Here is a 21,235-nt window from a genome sequence, read left to right as displayed (position 1 = left end):
ATCACCCAACCTTAAATAGGCGAATGCTTCCTTCTTAGATAATACAGATGCTGCTTCAAAAAATAATTTATGCAAACCTACCAGTATGTGAATCGACCTTTTCATTCATTGATCAATGCGCTACATTAAATAGCAACTGGCTAGGGTGCTTTCACTTTAGCGTGTACGACAAGGACGACACATGACAGATCATGACCAAACTATAAACGACCAAGCTATAAATACTCAAATGACAAGCAGCTCTGATACCTCGCTGAGCACTATTACTACTATAGAACAATTACAGGCGAAATTTTCACACCTGCAAACCCTAAGTCGCACCCATCCTATTACTGATTGGGCAACTCGTGAGGCTCAGTTAGACAATCTAGAAGCTCTACTTAGCGATAATCAAAAAAACTTGGCCAAGGCTATCAGTGCAGATTTTGGCTATCGTAGCGAGTCAGAAACTCAGTTTGCAGAGCTATTCCCTAGCTTTACTGGTATCAGTCATGCCAAAAAACATGGCAAGGCATGGATGAAAACCCGCCGCGTTTCTATTTCAGCATTATATATGCCCGCGCACAATGAGATTCAGCCGCAGCCATTAGGAGTGGTTGGCATTATGGTGCCATGGAATTATCCGCTATTTTTGGCAATAGGACCGATGATTGATGCGCTCACCGCTGGTAATCGGGTAATGGTTAAGATGAGTGAGGCCGCGCCCAAATTTGCCGAAGCTTTTGCTAAAGCAGTCGCGCATTATTTTTCACCAGATATGGTCTGTGTGGTACTGGGAGAAGTCGATATTGCCGAGGCTTTTAGTAAGTTACCTTTTGATCATCTACTCTATACTGGCTCTACTGCAGTGGGCAAAAAAGTCATGGCGGCTGCGGCACCGAATTTAACGCCAGTGACTCTTGAGCTTGGTGGTAAATCACCGGTCATCGTGCTTGATGATGTGAATCTTGAAAATGCGGTTAATCGGGTAATGATGGGTAAAACCCTTAATGCGGGTCAGACTTGTATCGCGCCTGATTATGTATTGATTCAACGTCAACATCACGAACGCTTTATTAGCCTAGCAAAAGAGTGGATGCAAAAACACTATCCCAATATCGACAATAACCAAGACTATAGCCACATTATCAATGATGAGCAGTTTAAGCGTGTAGCAGGTTATCTGCAAAAGTTGCCAGCTGATAGTGTGCAGCCGCTTACTGATGTTGAGGCAAGCTCTGAGACGCGCTTAATGCCACCAGTTGTCGTTGCTGATCCTGAGGCGGATAGTGAAGTAATGCAAAATGAGATTTTCGCACCGATTTTGCCACTGATGCATTATGAGACGCTTGATGATGCGATTCATTTTATCAATGCGCGTCCACGTCCATTGGCGCTATATGTGTTTGGTAACAATGATCGCGATATCGACAAGGTGCGTACGCATACGGTGTCGGGCGGAGTCTGTATTAATGAGGTCATCTTGCATGTGACCCAGCATGATTTGCCGTTTGGCGGAGTAGGACATTCAGGTGTCGGTGCGTATCATGGCAAAGCAGGGTTTGAGCGCTTAAGTCATATGAAGCCTGTCTTTGTACAATCTAAACTTAATGGTATGAACTTGCTGTTACCGCCTTATGGCGAGCTGTTTAGAAAGGGTATGGCTCTGCTGTTAAAGTAACCAATATTTGAGTTTTGCTGTTCAAATAAAAAATAGCGCCTATTAGCATAGGCGCTATTTTTTATCTGAAATACAGTCAGTCTTCAAGAAAAAGCTATAGCCATTAGAACGTGCTATTGGTATAAATTTACCTTGCTTGCTGTGCGCTATGCCAGACAGAGACTGCGCAAAATTCATTTAAGCAGCACTGTATTTGTTTTATCGTGGATTGCTGTATCGATTTTGCGATGTTATTCATCTCAGTAGTATTTGAGACTCCATATGCACAACGGTCTAAGGATTAGCGTTAGTGATTGATAAATAAGCATTTGTCATCAATACTATAAATCGCTACACTTCGTAATATTACTAGACGGTAGTTGTGGTAAATTTATATTTCTGATTAGAAACAAACTTCAATAATAATGACCAGCTAAAGTAACGACAAATAGGACATAACATGCGCCAATGGATTGCGTTAAGTTTACTGTGTATGAGCGCGTTGTTATTGCCGGTGTCGGCGTCAGCAGCTTGCGAATCACCAATCAAATTTGGCGCACTGACATGGGAGAGCGGTCAATTCATCTCTGGAGTGCTCAAGTACATCGCTGAAGATGGCTATGATTGTACGATCGAAGAGATGCCGGGTGCTGGTCCTGCGCTTGAAACTGCATTGTCTCAAAACGACATCCAAGTAATTGGGGAGCAATGGGTTGGACGCTCACCAATCATGGAACAAGCCATTGAACAAAATAAAGTGGCGGTCATTGGCGATACGCTCAAGGGCGGCGCAACTCAAGGTTGGTATGTTCCTAAATATGTACTAGAAGAAAACCCAGGTCTACGCAGTTATCAAGATTTGCCTAAGTATGCTGAGCTATTTAAAGACCCCGAAGAACCCGGTAAGTCACGCTTTATGAATTGTCCGTCTGGTTGGACGTGTGAGATTTTTAACACTCGTTTGCTTAAGAATACTGGTTTGGATAGTGTTTTTAACAACGCCCATCCTGGAACGGGTGCTGCTCTCGATGCCGAGATTGCCTCCGCTTTTGAACAGCATAAGCCGCTATTATTCTACTACTGGCAGCCTACGGGCTTGATGGCAAAGTATGACTTTGCATCATTAGAATTCCCTGCCCATAATGACGTCTGTTGGCAAGATTTGCTACGAGCTGATGGCACAGCCGACTGTGTCTCTGGATTCCCTGTATCACCTTTAGGTATCGCCGTATCTACACCATTTATTGAGTCTAATCCTGAGCTGGCCGATGTCTTCAAAAACATACAGTTCACCTCTGATGAGCTCAATGGTGCTATTTTGGAGATGAGCGAAAGCAAACGTAGTGGGGATGAGCAAGCATTAGCGTTTTTGCGTGATAACCCCAACGTTTGGCAACAGTGGTTGTCTGAGGAAGCGGCCACAAGTCTTGCTGCTAAGTTAGGTATTAGCCTAACAGGTACTGCTGTTGCTAATACTGGTATTGTTAATAAAAGTGCAGCCGGTGATAATCGATTTGGCTTATCATCAAGCTTCCCTTCATGGTCACTTGAGACTCCGCTTAATAACACATTAGCAAACGTTGTCCAAAATTACGGTGATGTGTTTCGTACCATTAGCACGATGGCATTAACCTATTTACTGTTACCCATTGAGCGTCTATTAACCATTATGCCACCTTGGCTGATTATTGCGCTTGTGACGGTATTGGCATGGTTTGGTGTGCGCAAGATATGGTTTGCGCTAGCATGCGGGGCAGGGTTATTTCTCATTGGCGCGTTTGGACTGTGGGGCGCGTTGATTGATACCTTTGCTCTGCTTATTGTATCGGTGTTGGTCACGGTGGTGATTGGTATACCTATTGGCATTGCTATGTCGGGTAGTAAGGTGCTGCGTAAAATCGTCACACCTATACTAGATGTCATGCAGACCATGCCCAGTTTTGTTTATCTCATTCCAGTGCTTATGCTGTTCGGTATTGGTAAAGTGCCAGCGCTATTTGCTACGGTCATTTATGCACTGCCGCCACTCATTCGTCTGACGACTTTGGGTATTACACAAGTCAATCACGAGATGGTCGAGGCAGGGCGTTCGTTTGGTAGTACGCATTTACAGCTGCTCATCTGGATTAAATTGCCGCAAGCGCTACCCAGTATCATGGCAGGGATTAATCAGGCAGTAATGATGTCGCTTGCCATGGTAGTACTTGCCTCCATGATTGGCGCACCTGGTCTTGGTGAAGATGTCTTGCAATCTATCCAAACGCTCAATATCGGCCAAGGCTTACAAGCAGGTACCGCTATCGTCATTGTCGCCATTATTATTGACCGTATTACTCAAGCATTTGGTCAGGGCAAGCGTGCGCGTCAAAAAACCATTGACGCAGGTAAACGCCCGATTGGTTAGTCGTTTGCTTAATGTTAAGAGTGAGCATGACCAGTTAAAAGTGAGCGTAACAAACAGCGAAAACCACAATAACGAAAATAAAAAAATATAAACAGCGAGAGCAATGATGAATCATATCCAGCTAGAGAACATCAGTAAGATTTATAATGCCAGCAGCACACAAGCACAGGCTGCTCTGGCACTACTGTCTGAGGGTATGGATAGCATTGCGGTTAAAGAGCAAACTGGCTATTCGGTTGGGTTATATGATATTAATTTGAATATTAAGGCAGGCGAGCTGCATTGTATTATGGGGTTGTCAGGCTCTGGGAAATCAACGTTGATACGGCATATCAATCGCTTAATTGATCCAACCAGCGGTAAAATATGGGTTGATACCTCTATCAATGCAAAAAGTCCTACTAATACAAAAAATCCTGCCAATATGAAAAAACCTACCACTGACATTCAGTCAACTGCAACGACTACCGATATCAATAAAGATCCAGTGGGAAACGAAAAGTCACCTTCTGCGATTAATGTGTTAGAGCTTGATGACAAAGAGTTGCAACATTACCGTCAGCAAACGGTCAGCATGGTGTTCCAGCATTTTGGCCTAGTGCCACATATGACCGTCATGCAAAACGTCGCTTATGGTCTGCGTGTGCGTAAGATGAGTATTAGCGAACGCCATGAAGTTGCAAGACATTGGCTTAACGAAGTTGGATTGCCAAACTTAGAGCATAGCTATCCTGATGAGCTGTCAGGTGGTATGCAGCAGCGTGTCGGGCTGGCACGCGCACTGGCAACAGATAATCCAATCTTGCTGATGGATGAGGCGTTCTCCGCGCTTGATCCGCTCATTCGTGCCCAGCTGCAAGATCAATTGCTTGAGCTACAAGAACGGCTGAATAAGACTATTGTCTTTATCACCCATGATATCGATGAAGCGGTAAAAGTCGGTCAGCGTATCAGCATCTTGAATGGTGGGCGTTTAGTGCAAACGGGTACACCTAATGAGTTACGCCATAATCCGGCTGATGATTATGTGGCGCAATTTATGAGTGCTAAAGCCTAGAGTGAGTTAAACATTTATAACCGTTAAAAATTTTGAATCACAAGAAGCTCTTTTATGTAATCTTTGGTACGACTTAAAGGCTTTGGGACGACGTACAGCCAGCGAATGAATTTTTCTCAGTTACACATTGTTATACCTTTTTTATTTAGGAGTGTCTGTATGTGATACTGAATCTTCTAAAATGAAAATTAAGGAGACCATAATGAGTAATTTTAAAAAATTAAGACAGCAAATGGTAAATGACCAACTTGTGGCTCGCGGCTTACATGATCAAACAGTACTTAATGCGCTAAATGCGGTACCACGTGAAGCATTTACGCCTACCGATCTCATCGAATCTGCTTACAGAGATTCACCTTTACCTATTGAGGAAAATCAGACCATTTCACAGCCTTATATTGTTGCATTGATGACTGCGGCACTTGAGTTGAAGTCAGATGACCGCGTACTTGAAGTCGGTACAGGGTCGGGATATGCCGCAGCCGTGCTTGGGGAGATCTGTAAGACTGTCTATACGATTGAGCGCCACAAAGCTTTGGCAGATACTGCTCAGGTAAAACTTAAAGAAACGGGCTATACCAATGTTCAGGTCAAGCATGGCGATGGTACCCTTGGATGGCCTGAAAAAGCACCTTTTGATGCCATCATAGTGGCAGCAGGAGGGCCTGAAGTACCGCAAACACTTAAAGAACAATTAGTCATTGGCGGACGCATGGTCATTCCCGTTGGTAAGTCCTTGAAGTCACAAAAACTTGTACGTATTCGGCGTATCAGTAAAGATGAATATAAGACAAAAGATTTGGGAGGCGTTCGTTTTGTACCTCTGATTGGTGCAGCAGGTTGGGGAGAGTAAAGTAATGAAAAATTATAGGACTTTGCCTGAATTAATTGATCAATCAAGTGAACATTTTGCAAATATTGATGACGTCAATCTAGATAATCTCATGGAGCGTATTGAAGACAGCCGTGTTGTGTTGCTTGGCGAGGCATCACATGGAACGGCTGAATTTTATGAAATGCGGGCACGTATAACTAAAGAACTCATAGAAAAGAAAGGTTTTACTATTATCACTGCTGAAGCTGACTGGCCAGATGCCGCGCATATCCATCGTTATATTCATGGCAGAGAACAGGATGCTTTGCTTCAAAATAAGCCTTTTTCCAGATTTCCTACTTGGATGTGGGCCAATCAATCCATGCTTGAATTTACCCATTGGCTTCATGCATACAATGATAAAACAGAATCTTCAGAAGAAAAAGTAGGATTTTATGGTCTGGATTTATACAGCTTATACAGTTCTATTGAAGCGGTATTGGACTATTTACAGCAAGTAGATCCTAAGACTGCAAAAATTGCCCGCGAGCGTTATGGCTGTCTGATGCCTTGGGCAGATGAACCTGCTTTGTACAGTCAGGCTATTGCAAACAAGCAACATGAGGGCTGTGAGATAGAAGTGCTCAGAAATCTACAGGGTTTACTCAAGAAATATTTAGAATATTCTATAGCCAATAGAGAACAATTTTTTGACGCTGAACAAAATGCCAAGCTGATAGTCAATGCCGAACGTTATTACCGTACTCTATATTATGCTGAGAGCAACTCATGGAACCAGCGTGATCAACATATGTTTGAAACACTACAGGCGGTGCTTGAGTTTAGAGGCTCCAAATCAAAGGCTGTCGTTTGGGCGCATAATTCGCATATTGGTGATGCTCGGGCAACTCAAATGAGCGCACGTGGAGAATTAAATATAGGTCAATTGGCACGTCAAAAATATGGTGACAAAGCTTACAATATAGGTTTTGGCACCGATTACGGTACTGTTGCCGCTGCTTCTGAATGGGGAGGGCCAATGGAGATAAAACAAGTACAGCCCTCACATATTGACAGTTATGAACGTGTTTTTCATGAGGTATCTACTGATAATTTTCTTTTACCATTGCGTTATCCACTTAATGAAGACATCCGTAAAGAATTACTCCCAGAGCGATTAGAACGAGCGATAGGCGTCATTTATAGACCTGAAACTGAGCGACAGAGTCATTATTTTTATGCCTCTTTGCCCTTTCAGTTTGATGAGTATATCTGGTTTGATAAGACGCGTGCGGTTGAAGCTTTGACGAAAGAGATAGGGGAAGGAACATTCGATACCTTCCCGTTTGGTTTATAAATATTAATGTATTAGACCTCTTGCATAAATCAGTGCTAAGCCTTGAAGCTTCGTTCATAAAGCTCAATGAAGTGCTACTTTTGCAAGAGGTCTAGCTTAAGGTGCAGATTGAGGACAAGCCCGCCATAGGCAAGCGTAGTAATTTTGCTGCAATCAAGAGCGAATTCTGAAAAAAACAACAAACTTCGTTATACTTAACTTTTTACTGATAACTCACGCTTAGTAGGCGTTGTAAGCTTATCGCCCTTATATTATGTCGCTTTACATATTGGTGACGTTTATTTCTTATTTTTGCGTTTTTAAGGCCATAGCATGACCGTTACCTATGCACCTATTATTACCTCGTTACTCGATAACGATTTGTATAAATTTACGATGTTACAAGCCATGTTGCATCAGTTTCCGCAGACGCATGGCGTTTATCGCTTTCGCTGCCGCAATAATAAAGACACGGCCTATCCGTTAGCCGATATCAAAGAGTCATTAGAGCATCAACTAGATAGCTTGTGTGAGTTACGATTTTTAGAAGATGAATTGGAATATTTGCGTGGTTTGCGCTTTATTCGTTCAGACTTCGTTGATTATCTGGAATTGTTTAAGCTGAAGCGTCGCTTTATCACTGTCAGTACCGATGGAAAAGGCCGTTTATGTATCGATATCGAAGGGCCTATGATTCAGGCGATGTTCTTCGAAGTTTTTGTCTTGGCGATAGTGAATGAGCTATATTTCAATGCCCTATCAGATCCTAGTGTCATTGAAGAAGGACAGCGTAGACTGGACGCAAAAGTTGCGTTGTTGCATCAATATGCAGAGGAACAAGCAAAGTATAGCCATGACACGCCGCCTTTTATCGTCGCTGATTTTGGTACTCGTAGGCGCTTTAGTAAAGTTTGGCAAGCTCATGTGGTTGAGACCTTGCACAAAGCTGAACCAAATATCGTTAGCGGTACATCAAATGTTTATTTAGCGAAAAAACTAGGAATGACACCAATAGGAACAATGGCGCATGAGTTTATGCAAGCATTTCAGGCCTTGGATGTGCGCTTACGTGACTCCCAAAAAGCCGCCCTTGAAGCGTGGGTGCATGAGTATCGTGGCGATTTAGGCATTGCGCTGACAGATGTCGTCGGAATGGACGCGTTCTTACGTGACTTTGATTTATATTTTGCCAAGCTTTTTGACGGCCTGCGTCATGATAGTGGCGATCCGTATATCTGGGGTGATAAGGCGATTGCTCATTATAAAAAGCTAAAAATAGATCCTAAGACTAAGATTTTGACCTTCAGTGACGGTTTGAATCTAGAGAATGCTTGGGAGTTGCATCAATATTTTAAAAATCAGATAAAAACTAGCTTTGGCATTGGTACCAATCTCACCAATGATATGGGTATCACCCCGATAAACATCGTCCTCAAATTGGTTGAGTGCAATGGGCAGCCAGTCGCTAAATTGTCTGACAGCCCAGGCAAGACTATGATCAATAATGATACCTATCTTGCCTATCTGCGCCAAGTCTTTGAGGTTGATGAGCCTGAATAGAGCTGAATTAGCTGTTACTATTCTCTGTGTTATCTTCTTCAGCAAACGCCGCATCTAGTGCTTGTTGCACGGCATTGATACGGGTTTCGCAAACACGGTAAGCGGCGATTGACTCTTCAACCGTTGTCATTAGATTATCAATGTCTGGCTCATCTTGTTGTTGTAGTTCAGCAGCATTGGTTTTTAGAATATCGTAAGCCGCCTTAAAGGTTTTTGGGGCGGCTTTTTTGCGTCGGCGAGTAGGGGTTGTCATAAGGTTTCCTAATATTCAAGTCTAAGGTTAAGAAAAAAGGTGGATAAATAGTCATTAAAAGTTTTGATTTCAATGGTTGTTGATATTACTTATTATGGTTGATCCTAAATAAAAGAAGCACACCCATTGTAATCGGCTGCTGGTACAAATTTTCCTTGCTTGCTGTGCGACTTCGTCACTCCAGAGGCTGCGCAAAATTTATCTCAGTAGACCTGTATCTTTTATAGTAAATAGACTATAACTACTTGGCCACCACATCAATAATTTGTGCTTTTGCTTTACCATCTTTTAAGACAATATGTACCGTTTGCTCAGAATAAAGCTGCGTACTGCTGGTCAGTATTTGCTTGTCTTTTGCATCAGTAAGCATGGTATAGCCTTGCTTGAGCACACGAGAAGGACGATGCAAGAGTACAATATCACGCAGATGTTCGCTGTCCCGTCGTGCTTGTATGACTTGTTGCTGAGCACTTTGCATAACAGTTTTTTGATAGTCTTGACTATAAGTAGCAGCGATTGTTAACTGCTGATAAGCAGAGGATTGAGTCTGCGCGCGCAGATCGCTTGTTAATCTTGCTGCTTGCTTAACTTGGCGCTGGGCGCTTTGCTGAATACTACGCCACGCATAATCACTATCTTTTTGCAGTGCCGTTAGCTGGCCGATAGTTTGCGATTGTATTTGGCTTAACTGGCGTGTCGTCTGTTGCTCAGCAGTGTTTAATTGCCGCTGCGCTGCTTGTTTGATTTGCGCTTGGTATTGCAGCGTCTGAGTGACTAGCTGGGCTAAATGCGCCATTATAGCTGCAATCACTTTAGATGGCGTATCAAAGCTAGTATGTGCCACCTCATCTAAGATAACTTTGTCACGCTCGTGACCAATACCGACCCACACAGGGATAGGCTGCTCAGCAACTAGGGCGGCGAGCTCATAATCATTGAGATAAGCCAAATCACCTACTGCACCACCACCGCGAATAATCACTAACAAATCAGGCAAACGCTGATAAGTATCTTGGAATTGCTGTTGAGCACTGACGATCGCTTGACGGATCTCGCTCGGGGCATGATTACCTTGAAAAGTGGCGTTATGATAATGAAAATGACAAGCACTTGTACTCGCTAAGCGATCTGCATCGGCTTGGAAGTCGCCCAATCCGGCAGCCTTTTCAGGGGCGATGACCAGCACATGCTCAATATCAAATGGAGTAGGCAGCTGCTGATTAAGGTGTAATAGTCCTTCACCCGTCAAACGGTCGACCATCTCGGCATATTGACGCGCCAAATCTCCTAACGTGTAGCTGGGGTCAATATCTTCAATAGTCAGCGAAAAGCCATATTGAGCATGAAAACCTGCCGATACTTTAAGGAGTACCGTCAAATCACGATCAAGCGGCATACCGGTTGCACGCTCAAACTTCGCTAATACGCGTGCGGCTTTAAAGCGCCAGAGGTTACCACGGCAGCTGGCAATGACTTTGCCATCGTCATCTTTTTCTGCCAATTCAAAGTAATAATGTCCACCTTTGCTAGACAGATTACGAATTTCTGCTTTTACCCATACACGGTGGTCAAAGGTCTGCTTGATAACCATCTCAACCGCTGACAAGTAGTCACTTAAACGCAGGACAGTGTCTTCTAATTCTAGACTATTCTCTTGCTCAGCGAGTTCGGCCTCTAGAGTCGCTAAATCTTTTGCAGGCGCTAAGACCTTAGCTTGTTTAACGTTTGAAAGATTGGGTTTACGCATAATAGTAGACCAAAGGTAGTTAAGACTTACAGGTTGACTAGGGGGTGCTAAACATTGAACAGGATAGTTTAACTTAAAAATGCACACACAAAAAGAGAAGCCAACAAACCTGCGATTAATATATTATTATTCTCGCAGACTTATTGGCTAAATGCTAAATCACAGTGTTTTTCTGAGCAATGTTAACGTTATTGGCAACGGAAGTTGATCGTATACTCATAGTCGTCGCTACGTGACAAGTCTGGCGAGCCAGTACCAAAAATTGAACCGAGGACTGCACCGGCCTGTCCAACCATGCGGCCAGTACGTTCATCTAAAATACCGTTATATTTGACTTTGTCATCGACAATAATAACTTGTTTGCTTCGGCAAGTTTTTTGCGCACTGTCTATCGCATTTTTTTGAGCTTTTACTTTGGTATCTGCAATGCCAGTTGTCTCATAAATAGAGTTGGCACGCTGGATAACAGGAGATGAAGGCGTACTTTGACAAGCGCTCAATGCGAGAGCTGCGGCTAAAGTAGCCGTTAAGGTTGCGGTTTTATTAAAAGTATTCATAAATTATTCCTAGTTCCTGAAAATCAAACATTAAAACTTAAGTATAAAAATCAAATATGAGTTAGGCAACTATCTCGTCATCTAATCAGTTTATTCATAGACAGCGTAAATCTAACCTATTCGACTCTTAAGTGTCTAGGCGGTTATTGTGTTCGATATTGCAGTGATATTGCATTTTGCCATTGAATTAATTGAAAACGCGATAAGATTGCTAATAATTTTAGATTATTGCTAATTGTGATAGAGCAAAAACAAGACAAACACCACCAGTACACAGCAAATCACTTGAAATATAAATCATATCTAGGATAATTAACGTATCCATTCTTAATTAGTAAGTAAGTCTATGCAATTGATTCCTGCTCCTGCTGGCGTGCTCGAAGTTGACGCACTATGGCAACAAGATAATCCGAATGATGCGAATACTGATACGGTGGCACTACTTTGTCATCCCAATCCGCTGTTCGACGGCACGATGAATAATAAAGTAGTCACGACTATGTACCGTTTTGCACGCGATAATGGCATGCATGTGGTGCGTTTTAACTTCCGCGGTGTGGGGCAGTCAACTGGTGAGCATGATTATGCTGAAGGTGAAGTAGTGGACGCAATGACCGTGCTACAATGGATCGCAGAACAAACCAATGCCCGCAAACTGTGGCTTGGTGGTTTTTCTTTTGGCGGTTATGTCACAGCGCGCGTTGCTGAGCAGGTGCTTGATGCCTCGCATATTTGGGGGTTGAGTGATTTTGAGATTTCAAAAGTTGCCCTTATTGCGCCATCAGTAGAAAAGAACGACAGTAGTGATTTGAGCTTACCAGTTGATAAAACTTTTGAGATTTACGGTAATGCTGATGAGGTTATTGACCCTGAGAATATGCAGGCTTTTGCTGACCGCTTAGGGCTTGCTGTCAGTGTCGTGGACGGCGCAGGACATTTTTTCCATGGACGCTTATCCGAATTGAAGAAGCTGCTTGAACAGCACAGTTTTAGTCAGTAAGTATGGTTTAAATTAAGCCGTGTCAACTGTATAGAGTAGTCCAAACACAATTAATTATTTTGTCTAACGATGAGTCGCATTATGAGATTATCCCCATTGCAACGCTATGAGCAAGCTATCAATACTGATGAGTTTACTCGAGATGAGCAGCAATATCAGGCCATGAGCTACCTTGATGAGCTTTATCATCAGCTCAATAGTAGTGCAGAACAGAAAAAAGGCTTTTTCAGCTTTCTAAAATCCAAGCCTGCCGCACCAAAAGGTCTGTATATGTGGGGCGGGGTTGGTCGTGGTAAAACTTGGATGATGGACATGTTTTATGATTCATTGACCATTGATCGCAAGATGCGTCAGCATTTTCATCACTTTATGCAGCGCGTGCATCGCGAGTTAAATGCGATACAAGGCGAGAGTGATCCACTCGAAAAAGTTGCTGATATTATTTATGCAGAAGCAGTGATTATCTGTTTCGATGAGTTTTTTGTCTCCAATGTCTCTGATGCTATGATTTTAGGCGATTTGTTTACCATGTTGTTTAATCGCGGCGTTACTTTAGTGGCGACTTCAAACATTGAACCATCAGGACTGTACAAAGACGGTTTGCATCGTGATCGTTTTATGCCCGCTATCGCTGAAGTTGAGCGTCATACCACTGTAATGAATATTGACTCTGGCATTGATTATCGTTTGCGCGTATTGCAGCAAGCGGAGTTGTACGAGTCGCCTATGACCAAAGCCAATCACCATTGGTTAGCCAACCGTTTTGCCAGCTTATCTAATAATCAAAAAATCAGTAACGAGCCTATCATCATTAATGGTCGTGAAATCAAAATCAATGCCCGCACCGAAGATATCTTGTTCTGCGACTTTCGTCATCTATGTATGGAGCCGCGTTCCGCTTCGGACTTTATTGAAATCGCTAAGCAATTTAATACGGTATTGGTCAATGCAGTACCAGCATTAGATGATGACTTACGTGATCCTACTCGCCGTTTTATTTATCTTGTAGATGAGTTTTATGATCGCCGCGTCAAGCTGTTGGTACGCGCGGAGCAGTCAATTCTTGAGTTATATCAAGGGGAGAAACTGGCGTTTGAGATTGAACGTACGCGTTCACGCTTGCTTGAAATGCAATCAGAAGATTACCTAAGAATGGAGCATCGCGTTGAAGATGTTGACGCTGCGTAATTACTATTCTTTGAAAGACAGCCGTTAAAGGTGGCTGTCTTTGTTTACTGTTGGTCTTAATCTCAACTCATAGCATTTATGAGTGAGTATTTTAAATGATTTCTATAACAATATTACATTCATAAAAAAATAGCTTTAATCGATAAAATAGCGCTGGCATTTCACAATAATAAGCAAGGATAAATAATGGAACCTGACGACAATAAAGATAAAAACGATAAAAAAATACTTGTTGAGAATATAGCGACTGATAGCGTCCCGCTCACGAGCGAAGAGATGATAGGCTGGATTAACTCAAGACGCAGTATGGGTAATCTGGATGCTCCAGCGCCGACTCGTTCTCAGATCGAAGCTGCCATTGAGTGCGCTGCAACAGCTCCTGATCACAAAAAGCTGCGTCCATGGCGCTTTATAGTGACTGAAGGTGATGCTCGTCATGAGTTAGGTCGTGCGCTTGTTGAGGCTGCACAAGCAAAAGCGCTGCAAGATGGTGAAGAGTTGTCTGAAAAAACCATAAAAAAGACCCATACGATGCCGTTACGTGCACCTCTCATCATTACTGTCGTCACCCACATGCAGGCGCACAAAAAAGTGCCTCCTTTTGAGCAAATGTTAAGTGCGGGCGCCGCTGTGCAAAATCTAATTTTAGCTTTAAAAGCGCAAGGTTTCAGTACGGTGTGGCGCACTGGATTACTATGTAACGAACCAGCGGTAAAAGCATATTTCGATGTAGGTCCAGATGATTATGTGACGGCTTTTGTTTATACTGGCACCAGTCCTAAGGATGAACCTACACGTAAATCTATTGATATCGAGCCATTAGTACGCTTCGAATCATAAGTGTCAAACTCAAAGCCTCACATAACGCTATACCTTTTTAAGCAGACAGTGTAATCTGCCTAAATGAAATAAGCAGTCAACACGGATAACTAGATATGACAAGCTCTACTGAAAACAATACTTCTAATAAAAAGCCTAAGAAAGAGGCTATTGATAAAGTAGTTCCTAATAAAAAGGCCACTGATACAGATTCAGACCAAATCAATGCTGAAAAATCTAGTGGGCTGCTGGCAAGCATTATCGAGCGTGCTACCAAATCAGGGCTTGGACGTAGAAAGCTTAACCCTAGTTCCGTTGAAGCAGATGTCGCTAAGAATATGGAGCAGGTACGTGATAATCCAGCTCAATTGCGCTTAGCATTCTTAGGTGGTGGTAGTTTTGGTACGGCAATGGCAAACTTAGCGGCGCGTAATGGTTGTGATGCGACGCTTTGGGTTCGCGATAAGCGTACGGTTAAAGCCATGGCTAAATCGCAGATGAATAAAAAATATCTGCCAGGTTACAAGTTGGATGATCGCCTTAAGTATAGCCATGATTTAGAGTCAACGGTTAAAGATAAAGATATTATCTTTCTTGCCGTACCGAGCTTAGCTTTCCGTGAAACTCTTAAAAATATCGCCCCATTTATTACGGGGCAATCGATTGTATCTCTAACTAAAGGTATGGAAAAAGATACCTTTGCTCTGATGAGCGACATCATCAAAGATGAGTTGCCAGAAGTAAACTTTGGGGTTATGTCAGGGCCAAACCTTGCTATTGAGATTATGAAAAATATGCCGTCGGCTACGGTAATTGCTAGTCATTCAGAGCCACTGCGTCATGCGGTACAAGCAGCGTTGCATAGTGCATTCTTTCGAGTATTCGCCAGCGATGACATTCATGGGGTAGAGCTTGGCGGTGCGCTCAAAAATATTTATGCGATCGCCATGGGTATGGCTGCTGCATACGATGTAGGCGAGAACACTAAAGCTATGCTGTTGACGCGCGCGTTAGCAGAAATGAGTCGCTTCGGAGTTGAGACTGGTGCTAATCCATTAACTTTCTTAGGCTTATCAGGGGTTGGTGATTTATATGCCACCTGTAGCTCAGAGCTGAGCCGTAACTATCAAATCGGTAATATGCTCGGACGCGGAATGAGCATTGATGCGGCAGTAAAGAAACTTGGACAAACTGCTGAAGGGGTCAATACCATTCAGCAAGTGCATGAAAAAGCGACTAAAGAAGGCATATATATGCCAATTACACATGCACTCTATGCTGTTATCTATGAAGATAAAGCGGCATTAGGTGTTGCATTGCATTTGATGGAAGCAGGGTTCCGTAGCGATGTCGAATTTGTAATGCCACATGATTATAGTAATGCTGCGCTTACTGCCCAGATGCAAGCGGCTGCTAAGAATTCAGATGACCAAGACCAAGAACAAGACTCTGAAAACGTTACTAATACTGATGATGATTCAGCTAAAAATAAAGTTGCTAAAAAAGATACTGCTAACAAAGATGATGTTAATAAAGACAAAAAGTGAGTTCGATAAAACAGCACATAAGAAGTTTTGCTAAAGGGATATTATGAAAATTATATTGATGCGTCATGGGCAAGCAGAAGATGAGACTCGTCCAGACAGTGCACGTCAACTGACCGACTATGGACAACAGCAAGCTTCACAAACAGCTGATTATATTATTGGGCGTTATGCGCCAGACCACTTTGTAGTGAGCCCTTACAAACGAGCGCAGCAAACGTTAGCTGAGTTGCAATCGCGCGCTCCTACAGTGCCAGTTACGATACAAGATAATATTACCCCATCTGATGATGCCCATGTAGCGTTAGCAGATATTGCAAAGATTGAAGCAGAATCTTTGGTCGTGGTTTGCCATATGTCTATCATCGCCTATCTTGCCAGTTTACTGACTGGCGATAGTCCTGAGTCATTTGCTTTGGCTGAAGCGCGCGTTTTTGAGATGGAATTTGTCATGACCGGTATGGCAACAGAAATAGACCGTTTTGTGCCGCAGCAGCCGTATTAATTAATGGTTGGTTTTATTTTAATAATTAGTCTCATAAGTAAGGACACGCTTGGTGTTACATGTTTGGATAAGAGCGCAACATAGTCCGTTAGCAGTTTGGCATGCTGATGCAAAAGAGTGGCAATCTGTTAGCGGCTGGCAGCAACTGTATGATATCTACGGCAATAGTAGAAGTAGCCATACATCACTGTGTCTGTATTTTCCTTCCAGTCATTTATTACAAGTCGATACCAAGCTTAATGCAGCCCAGCTTAAGCAGCTCGGTAGCACAGGCAAACAGTATTTATTTGAAGAGACATCACTAGCACCAGTTGAGCAGTTAGCCGTTCGCCAGATTAGTGATACCCATGCACATCATCTGTACGCATTGGCTGAGAGTGATATAGAAGCATGGAAACAGAGCGCCGCTTTGGTTGGCTTAAGTATCAATGCGTTACTACCAGATTTTTTGCTGTTGCCTATTCCTGAAGAAGGGGCAGGCCAGCAAGTAGTCTTATATCAAGATCAATATACCGCTCTATTGCGACAATCGCAGCGCCAGGGGTTAGCGGTCAGTTATTTACCGTTAATGTTTGAGCGCTTACCGCATTTAAGTGAAGTCTGTTTACTACGCTCAATACAGTCAACTGTCAGCTCTCCAGCTGATGCATTTAATGATATGGTGGACAATCATGTTGATTTGCAGAAGACTGTTTTAGAACCAGCAACAGAATCGACACTAGACTCTAATATCGCGACAGAAACAGCTGCTTTATTGACTGAACAGCAGATATTATTGACACCGCTATCCACTGTTCCCATGCCAATTGAAACTCCAGAACGGCATGCGCTTAATTTCTTTGTTAAGTCATCAGATACCCAGCTATCACCTTATTTGCGGATAGCTATGATGGTCGCACTGTCAGCATTGGTATTGCAAATGGCAACCGATGGCTTGCAAATCTATCGCTATAATATTGCAACCGATGCCACGCAGACAGCAATCGCAGCTCAGTATCAATCTTGGTTCCCTGATGAAGTGCTCAATACCAGTCGTACTAAGCTGCAAGTGCAGATGCAGCCAAAACTACGTAGCGACAGCCAAGAATCAGCTTCACATTTAGCAGTATTGGCACGGATATCACCGCTTATTAAGCAATCCTCGTTACATGCACAGGCGTTGGTTATGGAACCAACCGCGCTGAGCTTTACATTGATAGCGCCAGATCGTGGTAGTCTCGATCAGTTTGCTAGCACATTGACTGGCCAAGGTATCGCTGCTAGTTTAGAGCGGGTCAATAGTAATGAGCAGGGGCAGTTTAGTGGCCAGATTACTGTTAATATCGAAAATGATCCTGCTGCCACAGACAGCTCAGCTCAATCTTAGATTTTTGTAGTCTGATAAATTTATGAGGGTTTGACGATCATAGTTTTTGACAGTTATAGTCATGCGCCAATTTGGTTGCTACCCATTGTGTTTAATAGTCAGTTACTATTCATTTATTAACTACGAATTCATAGACAAATTTTATACCATCCATCAAGGTCAGGTAATGAAACTATTACAGCGCCGTGCTAAACCTAGCCGTGCTACCCATAATCAGCCAGTCACCAATGCGTTATCAGAACGCGTCGGTAACTACCAAAATGCCCTGTGGTCGCGCTGGCAGACATTATCTCCTCGTGATCAGTTAGCATTAGCTGTTTTGCTATTATTTCTACTATTATTCATTGGTGGTTACGGTGGCTATAGTGTCCATCAAGCTGCTAAAGACAGTAAAGCTGATTACCAAGAGCAAGTCGCTGATTATTTTTGGTTACGTTCGCAGGCAGGTAACATTGACCCAAATGCATTAAATGCTGCCAATACTCAAGATGGCGCTGATGCAATGCCGCCAGCTAGTCGTGTGAATGCTACGTTAAATAATTCTGGTATCGATAATGCGCAAGTGGTTGCTAATGGCGAAGGAGTGCAATTGAGCTTTAGTCATCCTAGCCAAGCGATTGTAAGTGTCGCCCTTGGTAAGCTTGAACAGCAAGGGTGGCAGTTCACTCAGCTATCGATGCAGCAGGATTTGGCTACCAAGCAGATGCAAGTGCAAGCGACTGTCACTTCTTAATACTTTTAAAAGCCACTCTGAAAACTACTTTGGAAAGCTCTTGTTAAAAACTACTTGTAGATTCATCAATATCAAACGCTCATCGTAGATCAGACCATTCATGAGCATAGCTCAGGCATTAAAGACTTGCATCTTGAAAACGGTCGCATTTGCCACAATTGAGTAGTTAATGGCTACTGTCAGTTATGGATATTTATTATGAACCAGTCTCCTAATCATAATCTCGATGAGCATTCAGGTACTCGGACGCAAACGACTGAATCTTTTATTGAGTCACAGGCGACGCACAGCCTTATGCATGGGCGAGGCCAGCTGTTGACTGAAGAAAAGCAGCGCTCATTAATTACTTATAACCATATAACTTATTTGCTTTACGTGGTCAGTTACTTTACCGCAGGATTATTGTGGGTTGTGCCGATTATAATGAATTACGGCAAACGCCGTGATGCTGATGGCACATGGCTAGCGACACATTTTGACTGGCAGATTAAGACTTTTTGGTACAGTATTGTCTTTTTTGTTATTGGTACTATTATCATCACCTTTGCATTAGGTGGCTTTGGCGTCAGCATGTTAGCCGATAGCGGCAATATAGCTATTGGTTCGTTTTTATTAGCTGGGTTTGGTGTGTTACTTATGACCTTCACTTTCATCTGGCATTTATACCGTATTGTGAGAGGCTGGATTGCGCTTACTGACAAGCGTCCTGTACCATAAGTTTGTTAATTATTAATGCTGTCATTGATGCTCGTCAAATTAAGTCTAATATTAAGTTTTTGTTAAGAATACTAGGTATGAAACTTTGGTTTTACTCCTGTTAAGCTGATATAATCGCAGCGTTTTATGACGCTCAATGCTTCATTCATGTTATTCCATTCATCATTTTCATCCAAGCAGGGTTTATTGTCATTATGTCCTACGCCTTACTTCGCCCGTTTTTGTTTAAGATGGACCCCGAACACGCTCATGATATGACCCTGTCTTTACTAGCTAAAGCTCATAAAGCACGTGCTTTGGGCTTGGTATATGGTCAATCCATGCAACCAACCGAGTGCATGGGTTTACAGTTCTCTAACCCTGTTGGGTTAGCGGCAGGATTGGATAAAAATGGTGATTATATTGACGCGCTTGCTGAGTTAGGCTTTGGCTTTATTGAAGTGGGCACGGTGACGCCCAAACCACAAGTCGGCAATGACAAGCCGCGGTTATTTAGAATAAAACAGGCAGATGCGATTATTAACCGGATGGGCTTTAATAATCAGGGTGTTGATTATCTAATTGATAATGTCAAACGCTGTAAGTATAAAGGCAATATCGGTATTAATATTGGTAAAAACGCCAGCACGCCTGTTGAACACGCTGCTGATGATTATGTGTATTGTTTAGAGCGTGTCTATCCGCATGCTTCCTATATTACGATTAATATCTCATCGCCGAATACTAAGAATTTGCGTGATTTGCAAAGTGGTGAGGCATTAACTCAGCTGTTAGATGTAATCAAAAACCGCCATAGCCAGCTGGCGACGGAGTATGGTTTTTATGTGCCTCTAGTACTAAAGGTTGCCCCTGATTTAGACCCGCTACAAGTTGATTATATCTCGCAGCAACTATTAGACTTTGAAATTGATGGTTTGATTGCGACCAATACGACCTTGAGCCGAGTAGGTGTTGAGGATCTGATTGATGGTGACCAAGCAGGCGGTTTATCTGGTCGTCCAGTCAGTCATATTAGTACCCAGATTTTGCAACAGTTCTCAGATCAGTTGGATGGTAAAGTTGCTATCATAGGTGTTGGTGGTATTGATAGCGGTGAAAAAGCCGTCAAAAAGATTAAAGCAGGTGCCGATATGGTACAGCTTTATACGGGTCTTATTTATCGTGGCCCAGGGTTAGTACAGTCTTGTATTCAAGCTATTGGCGGCTATTATGATGCGCAAGAGAGTTAATTGAAGTAGGTTCGATAGGATAATAAGGTGGTAAATATGAGTGGTTTAGATATCGTAATTGCCATTGTTGTTCTTATTGGCTTATGGCGCGGCTTTCAAGTAGGTCTGATTAAAACGGCAGTGGGTTTAGTAGGTTGGTTCATTGCCTTGATTGTTGCTACTCGACTAGCAGGTTCGATTGCCCCGCAGTTATCAGGATTGGTACAAAATCCTGTGCTACAAATGGCAACGGCTTTTTTGTTGGTAGTGATCGTTGTATTAGCTGTTATGCATTTGGTAGCGTTTGTATTTTCAGGGGTGCTTAAAACTTTACGCTTGGGCGTGGTAGATAAAATGGCGGGCGGTGTACTAGGTGCTGCCAAAAACGTCCTTGTGGTTTTAGTGGTTCTTAGTGTCAGCGCACCATTATTGGTACAGCTTCCGCAGTGGCAAACTTCTGTATTAGCACCTGAGTTGCTTCCTTACGCACCGATGGCTAAAACGCTAGCATCAGATGTGTTAGGCGGTGCTTGGGAACAGATAAATCAGTCCTAGCTATGATAAAATTAGTTAGCTTCGATAGATAAGCGTTAATAACACACCTTGATAAATTATCATTCAATATCATTTAGCATCCACAATATTTAAAATATAAATTTCTATTGTTGATAATGCATAATCTAAATATTGCCACTTATGTGTCATCATTATAATAGCTATATTCTTAAATTAAACGGTATCTTTATTCTTATATCAATTGAATCTTAAAGATAGTAGCACTCTACTGT

19 protein-coding genes are annotated in these 21,235 nt (G+C 42.7%); 16 read left to right on the top strand and 3 right to left on the bottom strand.

Annotated features, from left to right (window positions below; genetic code table 11):
* The first annotated feature begins 181 nt into the window (after window positions 1-181).
* The 6 genes from ACTQ9S_RS01610 (at window position 182) to pncB (ending at window position 8,810) form a co-directional block, all read left to right on the top strand.
* Window positions 182-1,660 (top strand): coniferyl aldehyde dehydrogenase, encoded by a 1,479-nt coding sequence (locus tag ACTQ9S_RS01610; protein WP_068328041.1) that lies wholly within the window; start codon window positions 182-184, stop codon window positions 1,658-1,660.
* Between the two features lie 439 nt (window positions 1,661-2,099).
* The gene (locus ACTQ9S_RS01605) at window positions 2,100-4,043 is read left to right on the top strand and encodes a glycine betaine ABC transporter substrate-binding protein (RefSeq protein ID WP_440453442.1); all 1,944 of its coding nucleotides are present in this window, start codon (window positions 2,100-2,102) and stop codon (window positions 4,041-4,043) included.
* A 106-nt stretch (window positions 4,044-4,149) separates the two neighbouring features.
* Entirely contained in the window at window positions 4,150-5,100 is a 951-nt protein-coding gene (locus ACTQ9S_RS01600) for an ATP-binding cassette domain-containing protein (protein ID WP_350656868.1), read from the top strand.
* A gap of 202 nt (window positions 5,101-5,302) precedes the next feature.
* The gene (locus ACTQ9S_RS01595; RefSeq protein WP_440453441.1) at window positions 5,303-5,953 is read left to right on the top strand and encodes a protein-L-isoaspartate(D-aspartate) O-methyltransferase; all 651 of its coding nucleotides are present in this window, start codon (window positions 5,303-5,305) and stop codon (window positions 5,951-5,953) included.
* Between the two features lie 4 nt (window positions 5,954-5,957).
* Window positions 5,958-7,271, top strand: a complete 1,314-nt coding sequence (locus tag ACTQ9S_RS01590; RefSeq protein ID WP_440453439.1) for an erythromycin esterase family protein — start codon at window positions 5,958-5,960, stop codon at window positions 7,269-7,271.
* Window positions 7,272-7,583: 312 nt separating this feature from the next.
* Window positions 7,584-8,810, top strand: coding sequence for a nicotinate phosphoribosyltransferase (gene pncB / locus ACTQ9S_RS01585; protein ID WP_440453437.1), 1,227 nt, complete (start codon window positions 7,584-7,586; stop codon window positions 8,808-8,810).
* A gap of 7 nt (window positions 8,811-8,817) precedes the next feature.
* Here the strand turns inward: pncB and xseB are convergent, their stop codons facing one another.
* From xseB to ACTQ9S_RS01570, 3 genes are all read right to left on the bottom strand, one after another.
* Window positions 8,818-9,063, bottom strand: coding sequence for an exodeoxyribonuclease VII small subunit (gene xseB, locus ACTQ9S_RS01580; RefSeq protein WP_440453435.1), 246 nt, complete (start codon window positions 9,061-9,063; stop codon window positions 8,818-8,820).
* A gap of 241 nt (window positions 9,064-9,304) precedes the next feature.
* Window positions 9,305-10,810, bottom strand: a complete 1,506-nt coding sequence (gene xseA, locus ACTQ9S_RS01575; protein WP_068328029.1) for an exodeoxyribonuclease VII large subunit — start codon at window positions 10,808-10,810, stop codon at window positions 9,305-9,307.
* Window positions 10,811-10,998: 188 nt separating this feature from the next.
* Window positions 10,999-11,367 (bottom strand): hypothetical protein, encoded by a 369-nt coding sequence (locus ACTQ9S_RS01570; RefSeq protein WP_068328027.1) that lies wholly within the window; start codon window positions 11,365-11,367, stop codon window positions 10,999-11,001.
* A 346-nt stretch (window positions 11,368-11,713) separates the two neighbouring features.
* Here ACTQ9S_RS01570 and ACTQ9S_RS01565 point away from each other — a divergent pair, with 346 nt between their 5' ends.
* The 10 genes from ACTQ9S_RS01565 (at window position 11,714) to ACTQ9S_RS01520 (ending at window position 21,002) form a co-directional block, all read left to right on the top strand.
* Window positions 11,714-12,367: an alpha/beta hydrolase gene (locus ACTQ9S_RS01565; protein WP_068036091.1), complete on the top strand. Its 654-nt coding sequence runs from the start codon at window positions 11,714-11,716 to the stop codon at window positions 12,365-12,367.
* A gap of 81 nt (window positions 12,368-12,448) precedes the next feature.
* Entirely contained in the window at window positions 12,449-13,555 is a 1,107-nt protein-coding gene (zapE, locus tag ACTQ9S_RS01560; protein WP_068036089.1) for a cell division protein ZapE, read from the top strand.
* A gap of 186 nt (window positions 13,556-13,741) precedes the next feature.
* The gene (locus ACTQ9S_RS01555) at window positions 13,742-14,395 is read left to right on the top strand and encodes a nitroreductase family protein (RefSeq protein ID WP_440453433.1); all 654 of its coding nucleotides are present in this window, start codon (window positions 13,742-13,744) and stop codon (window positions 14,393-14,395) included.
* A gap of 95 nt (window positions 14,396-14,490) precedes the next feature.
* Window positions 14,491-15,921 (top strand): NAD(P)H-dependent glycerol-3-phosphate dehydrogenase, encoded by a 1,431-nt coding sequence (locus ACTQ9S_RS01550; protein WP_350656835.1) that lies wholly within the window; start codon window positions 14,491-14,493, stop codon window positions 15,919-15,921.
* A gap of 43 nt (window positions 15,922-15,964) precedes the next feature.
* Window positions 15,965-16,423, top strand: a complete 459-nt coding sequence (gene sixA, locus ACTQ9S_RS01545; RefSeq protein WP_068036087.1) for a phosphohistidine phosphatase SixA — start codon at window positions 15,965-15,967, stop codon at window positions 16,421-16,423.
* Window positions 16,424-16,475: 52 nt separating this feature from the next.
* Window positions 16,476-17,789: a type II secretion system protein GspL gene (gspL, locus tag ACTQ9S_RS01540; RefSeq protein WP_440453683.1), complete on the top strand. Its 1,314-nt coding sequence runs from the start codon at window positions 16,476-16,478 to the stop codon at window positions 17,787-17,789.
* A gap of 166 nt (window positions 17,790-17,955) precedes the next feature.
* Window positions 17,956-18,522 carry a type II secretion system protein GspM gene (gspM, locus tag ACTQ9S_RS01535; RefSeq protein WP_440453431.1) on the top strand — a complete coding sequence of 189 codons (567 nt, stop codon included), beginning with the start codon at window positions 17,956-17,958 and terminating at the stop codon, window positions 18,520-18,522.
* A 198-nt stretch (window positions 18,523-18,720) separates the two neighbouring features.
* A complete protein-coding gene (locus ACTQ9S_RS01530) occupies window positions 18,721-19,239 on the top strand; it encodes a DUF4870 family protein (RefSeq protein WP_227514038.1) in 519 nt (172 codons plus the stop codon).
* A 194-nt stretch (window positions 19,240-19,433) separates the two neighbouring features.
* Window positions 19,434-20,468, top strand: coding sequence for a quinone-dependent dihydroorotate dehydrogenase (locus ACTQ9S_RS01525; protein ID WP_068036081.1), 1,035 nt, complete (start codon window positions 19,434-19,436; stop codon window positions 20,466-20,468).
* Window positions 20,469-20,504: 36 nt separating this feature from the next.
* On the top strand, window positions 20,505-21,002 hold the full coding sequence (locus ACTQ9S_RS01520; protein ID WP_068328020.1) for a CvpA family protein: 498 nt from the start codon (window positions 20,505-20,507) through the stop codon (window positions 21,000-21,002).
* The last annotated feature ends 233 nt before the right edge of the window (window positions 21,003-21,235 follow it).

The organism is Psychrobacter sp. ASPA161_9 (assembly GCF_051970275.1).
GTDB lineage: Bacteria > Pseudomonadota > Gammaproteobacteria > Pseudomonadales > Moraxellaceae > Psychrobacter.
Note: the sequence above shows the minus strand (reverse complement) of the source record. Positions and strands in the feature narration are given on the sequence as shown.

Bases quoted from the DNA above. Each gene is read 5' to 3' on its own strand.
- zapE (WP_068036089.1), top strand. From the start codon at position 12,449: ATGAGATTATCCCCATTGCAACGCTATGAGCAAGCTATCAATACTGAT.
- ACTQ9S_RS01595 (WP_440453441.1), top strand. From the start codon at position 5,303: ATGAGTAATTTTAAAAAATTAAGACAGCAAATGGTAAATGACCAACTT.
- xseB (WP_440453435.1), bottom strand. From the start codon at position 9,063: ATGACAACCCCTACTCGCCGACGCAAAAAAGCCGCCCCAAAAACCTTT.
- ACTQ9S_RS01525 (WP_068036081.1), top strand. From the start codon at position 19,434: ATGTCCTACGCCTTACTTCGCCCGTTTTTGTTTAAGATGGACCCCGAA.
- ACTQ9S_RS01550 (WP_350656835.1), top strand. From the start codon at position 14,491: ATGACAAGCTCTACTGAAAACAATACTTCTAATAAAAAGCCTAAGAAA.
- ACTQ9S_RS01520 (WP_068328020.1), top strand. From the start codon at position 20,505: ATGAGTGGTTTAGATATCGTAATTGCCATTGTTGTTCTTATTGGCTTA.
- ACTQ9S_RS01605 (WP_440453442.1), top strand. From the start codon at position 2,100: ATGCGCCAATGGATTGCGTTAAGTTTACTGTGTATGAGCGCGTTGTTA.
- ACTQ9S_RS01610 (WP_068328041.1), top strand. From the start codon at position 182: ATGACAGATCATGACCAAACTATAAACGACCAAGCTATAAATACTCAA.
- ACTQ9S_RS01530 (WP_227514038.1), top strand. From the start codon at position 18,721: ATGAACCAGTCTCCTAATCATAATCTCGATGAGCATTCAGGTACTCGG.
- ACTQ9S_RS01570 (WP_068328027.1), bottom strand. From the start codon at position 11,367: ATGAATACTTTTAATAAAACCGCAACCTTAACGGCTACTTTAGCCGCA.
- ACTQ9S_RS01565 (WP_068036091.1), top strand. From the start codon at position 11,714: ATGCAATTGATTCCTGCTCCTGCTGGCGTGCTCGAAGTTGACGCACTA.
- xseA (WP_068328029.1), bottom strand. From the start codon at position 10,810: ATGCGTAAACCCAATCTTTCAAACGTTAAACAAGCTAAGGTCTTAGCG.
- ACTQ9S_RS01590 (WP_440453439.1), top strand. From the start codon at position 5,958: ATGAAAAATTATAGGACTTTGCCTGAATTAATTGATCAATCAAGTGAA.
- gspM (WP_440453431.1), top strand. From the start codon at position 17,956: ATGAAACTATTACAGCGCCGTGCTAAACCTAGCCGTGCTACCCATAAT.
- ACTQ9S_RS01555 (WP_440453433.1), top strand. From the start codon at position 13,742: ATGGAACCTGACGACAATAAAGATAAAAACGATAAAAAAATACTTGTT.
- pncB (WP_440453437.1), top strand. From the start codon at position 7,584: ATGACCGTTACCTATGCACCTATTATTACCTCGTTACTCGATAACGAT.
- sixA (WP_068036087.1), top strand. From the start codon at position 15,965: ATGAAAATTATATTGATGCGTCATGGGCAAGCAGAAGATGAGACTCGT.
- ACTQ9S_RS01600 (WP_350656868.1), top strand. From the start codon at position 4,150: ATGAATCATATCCAGCTAGAGAACATCAGTAAGATTTATAATGCCAGC.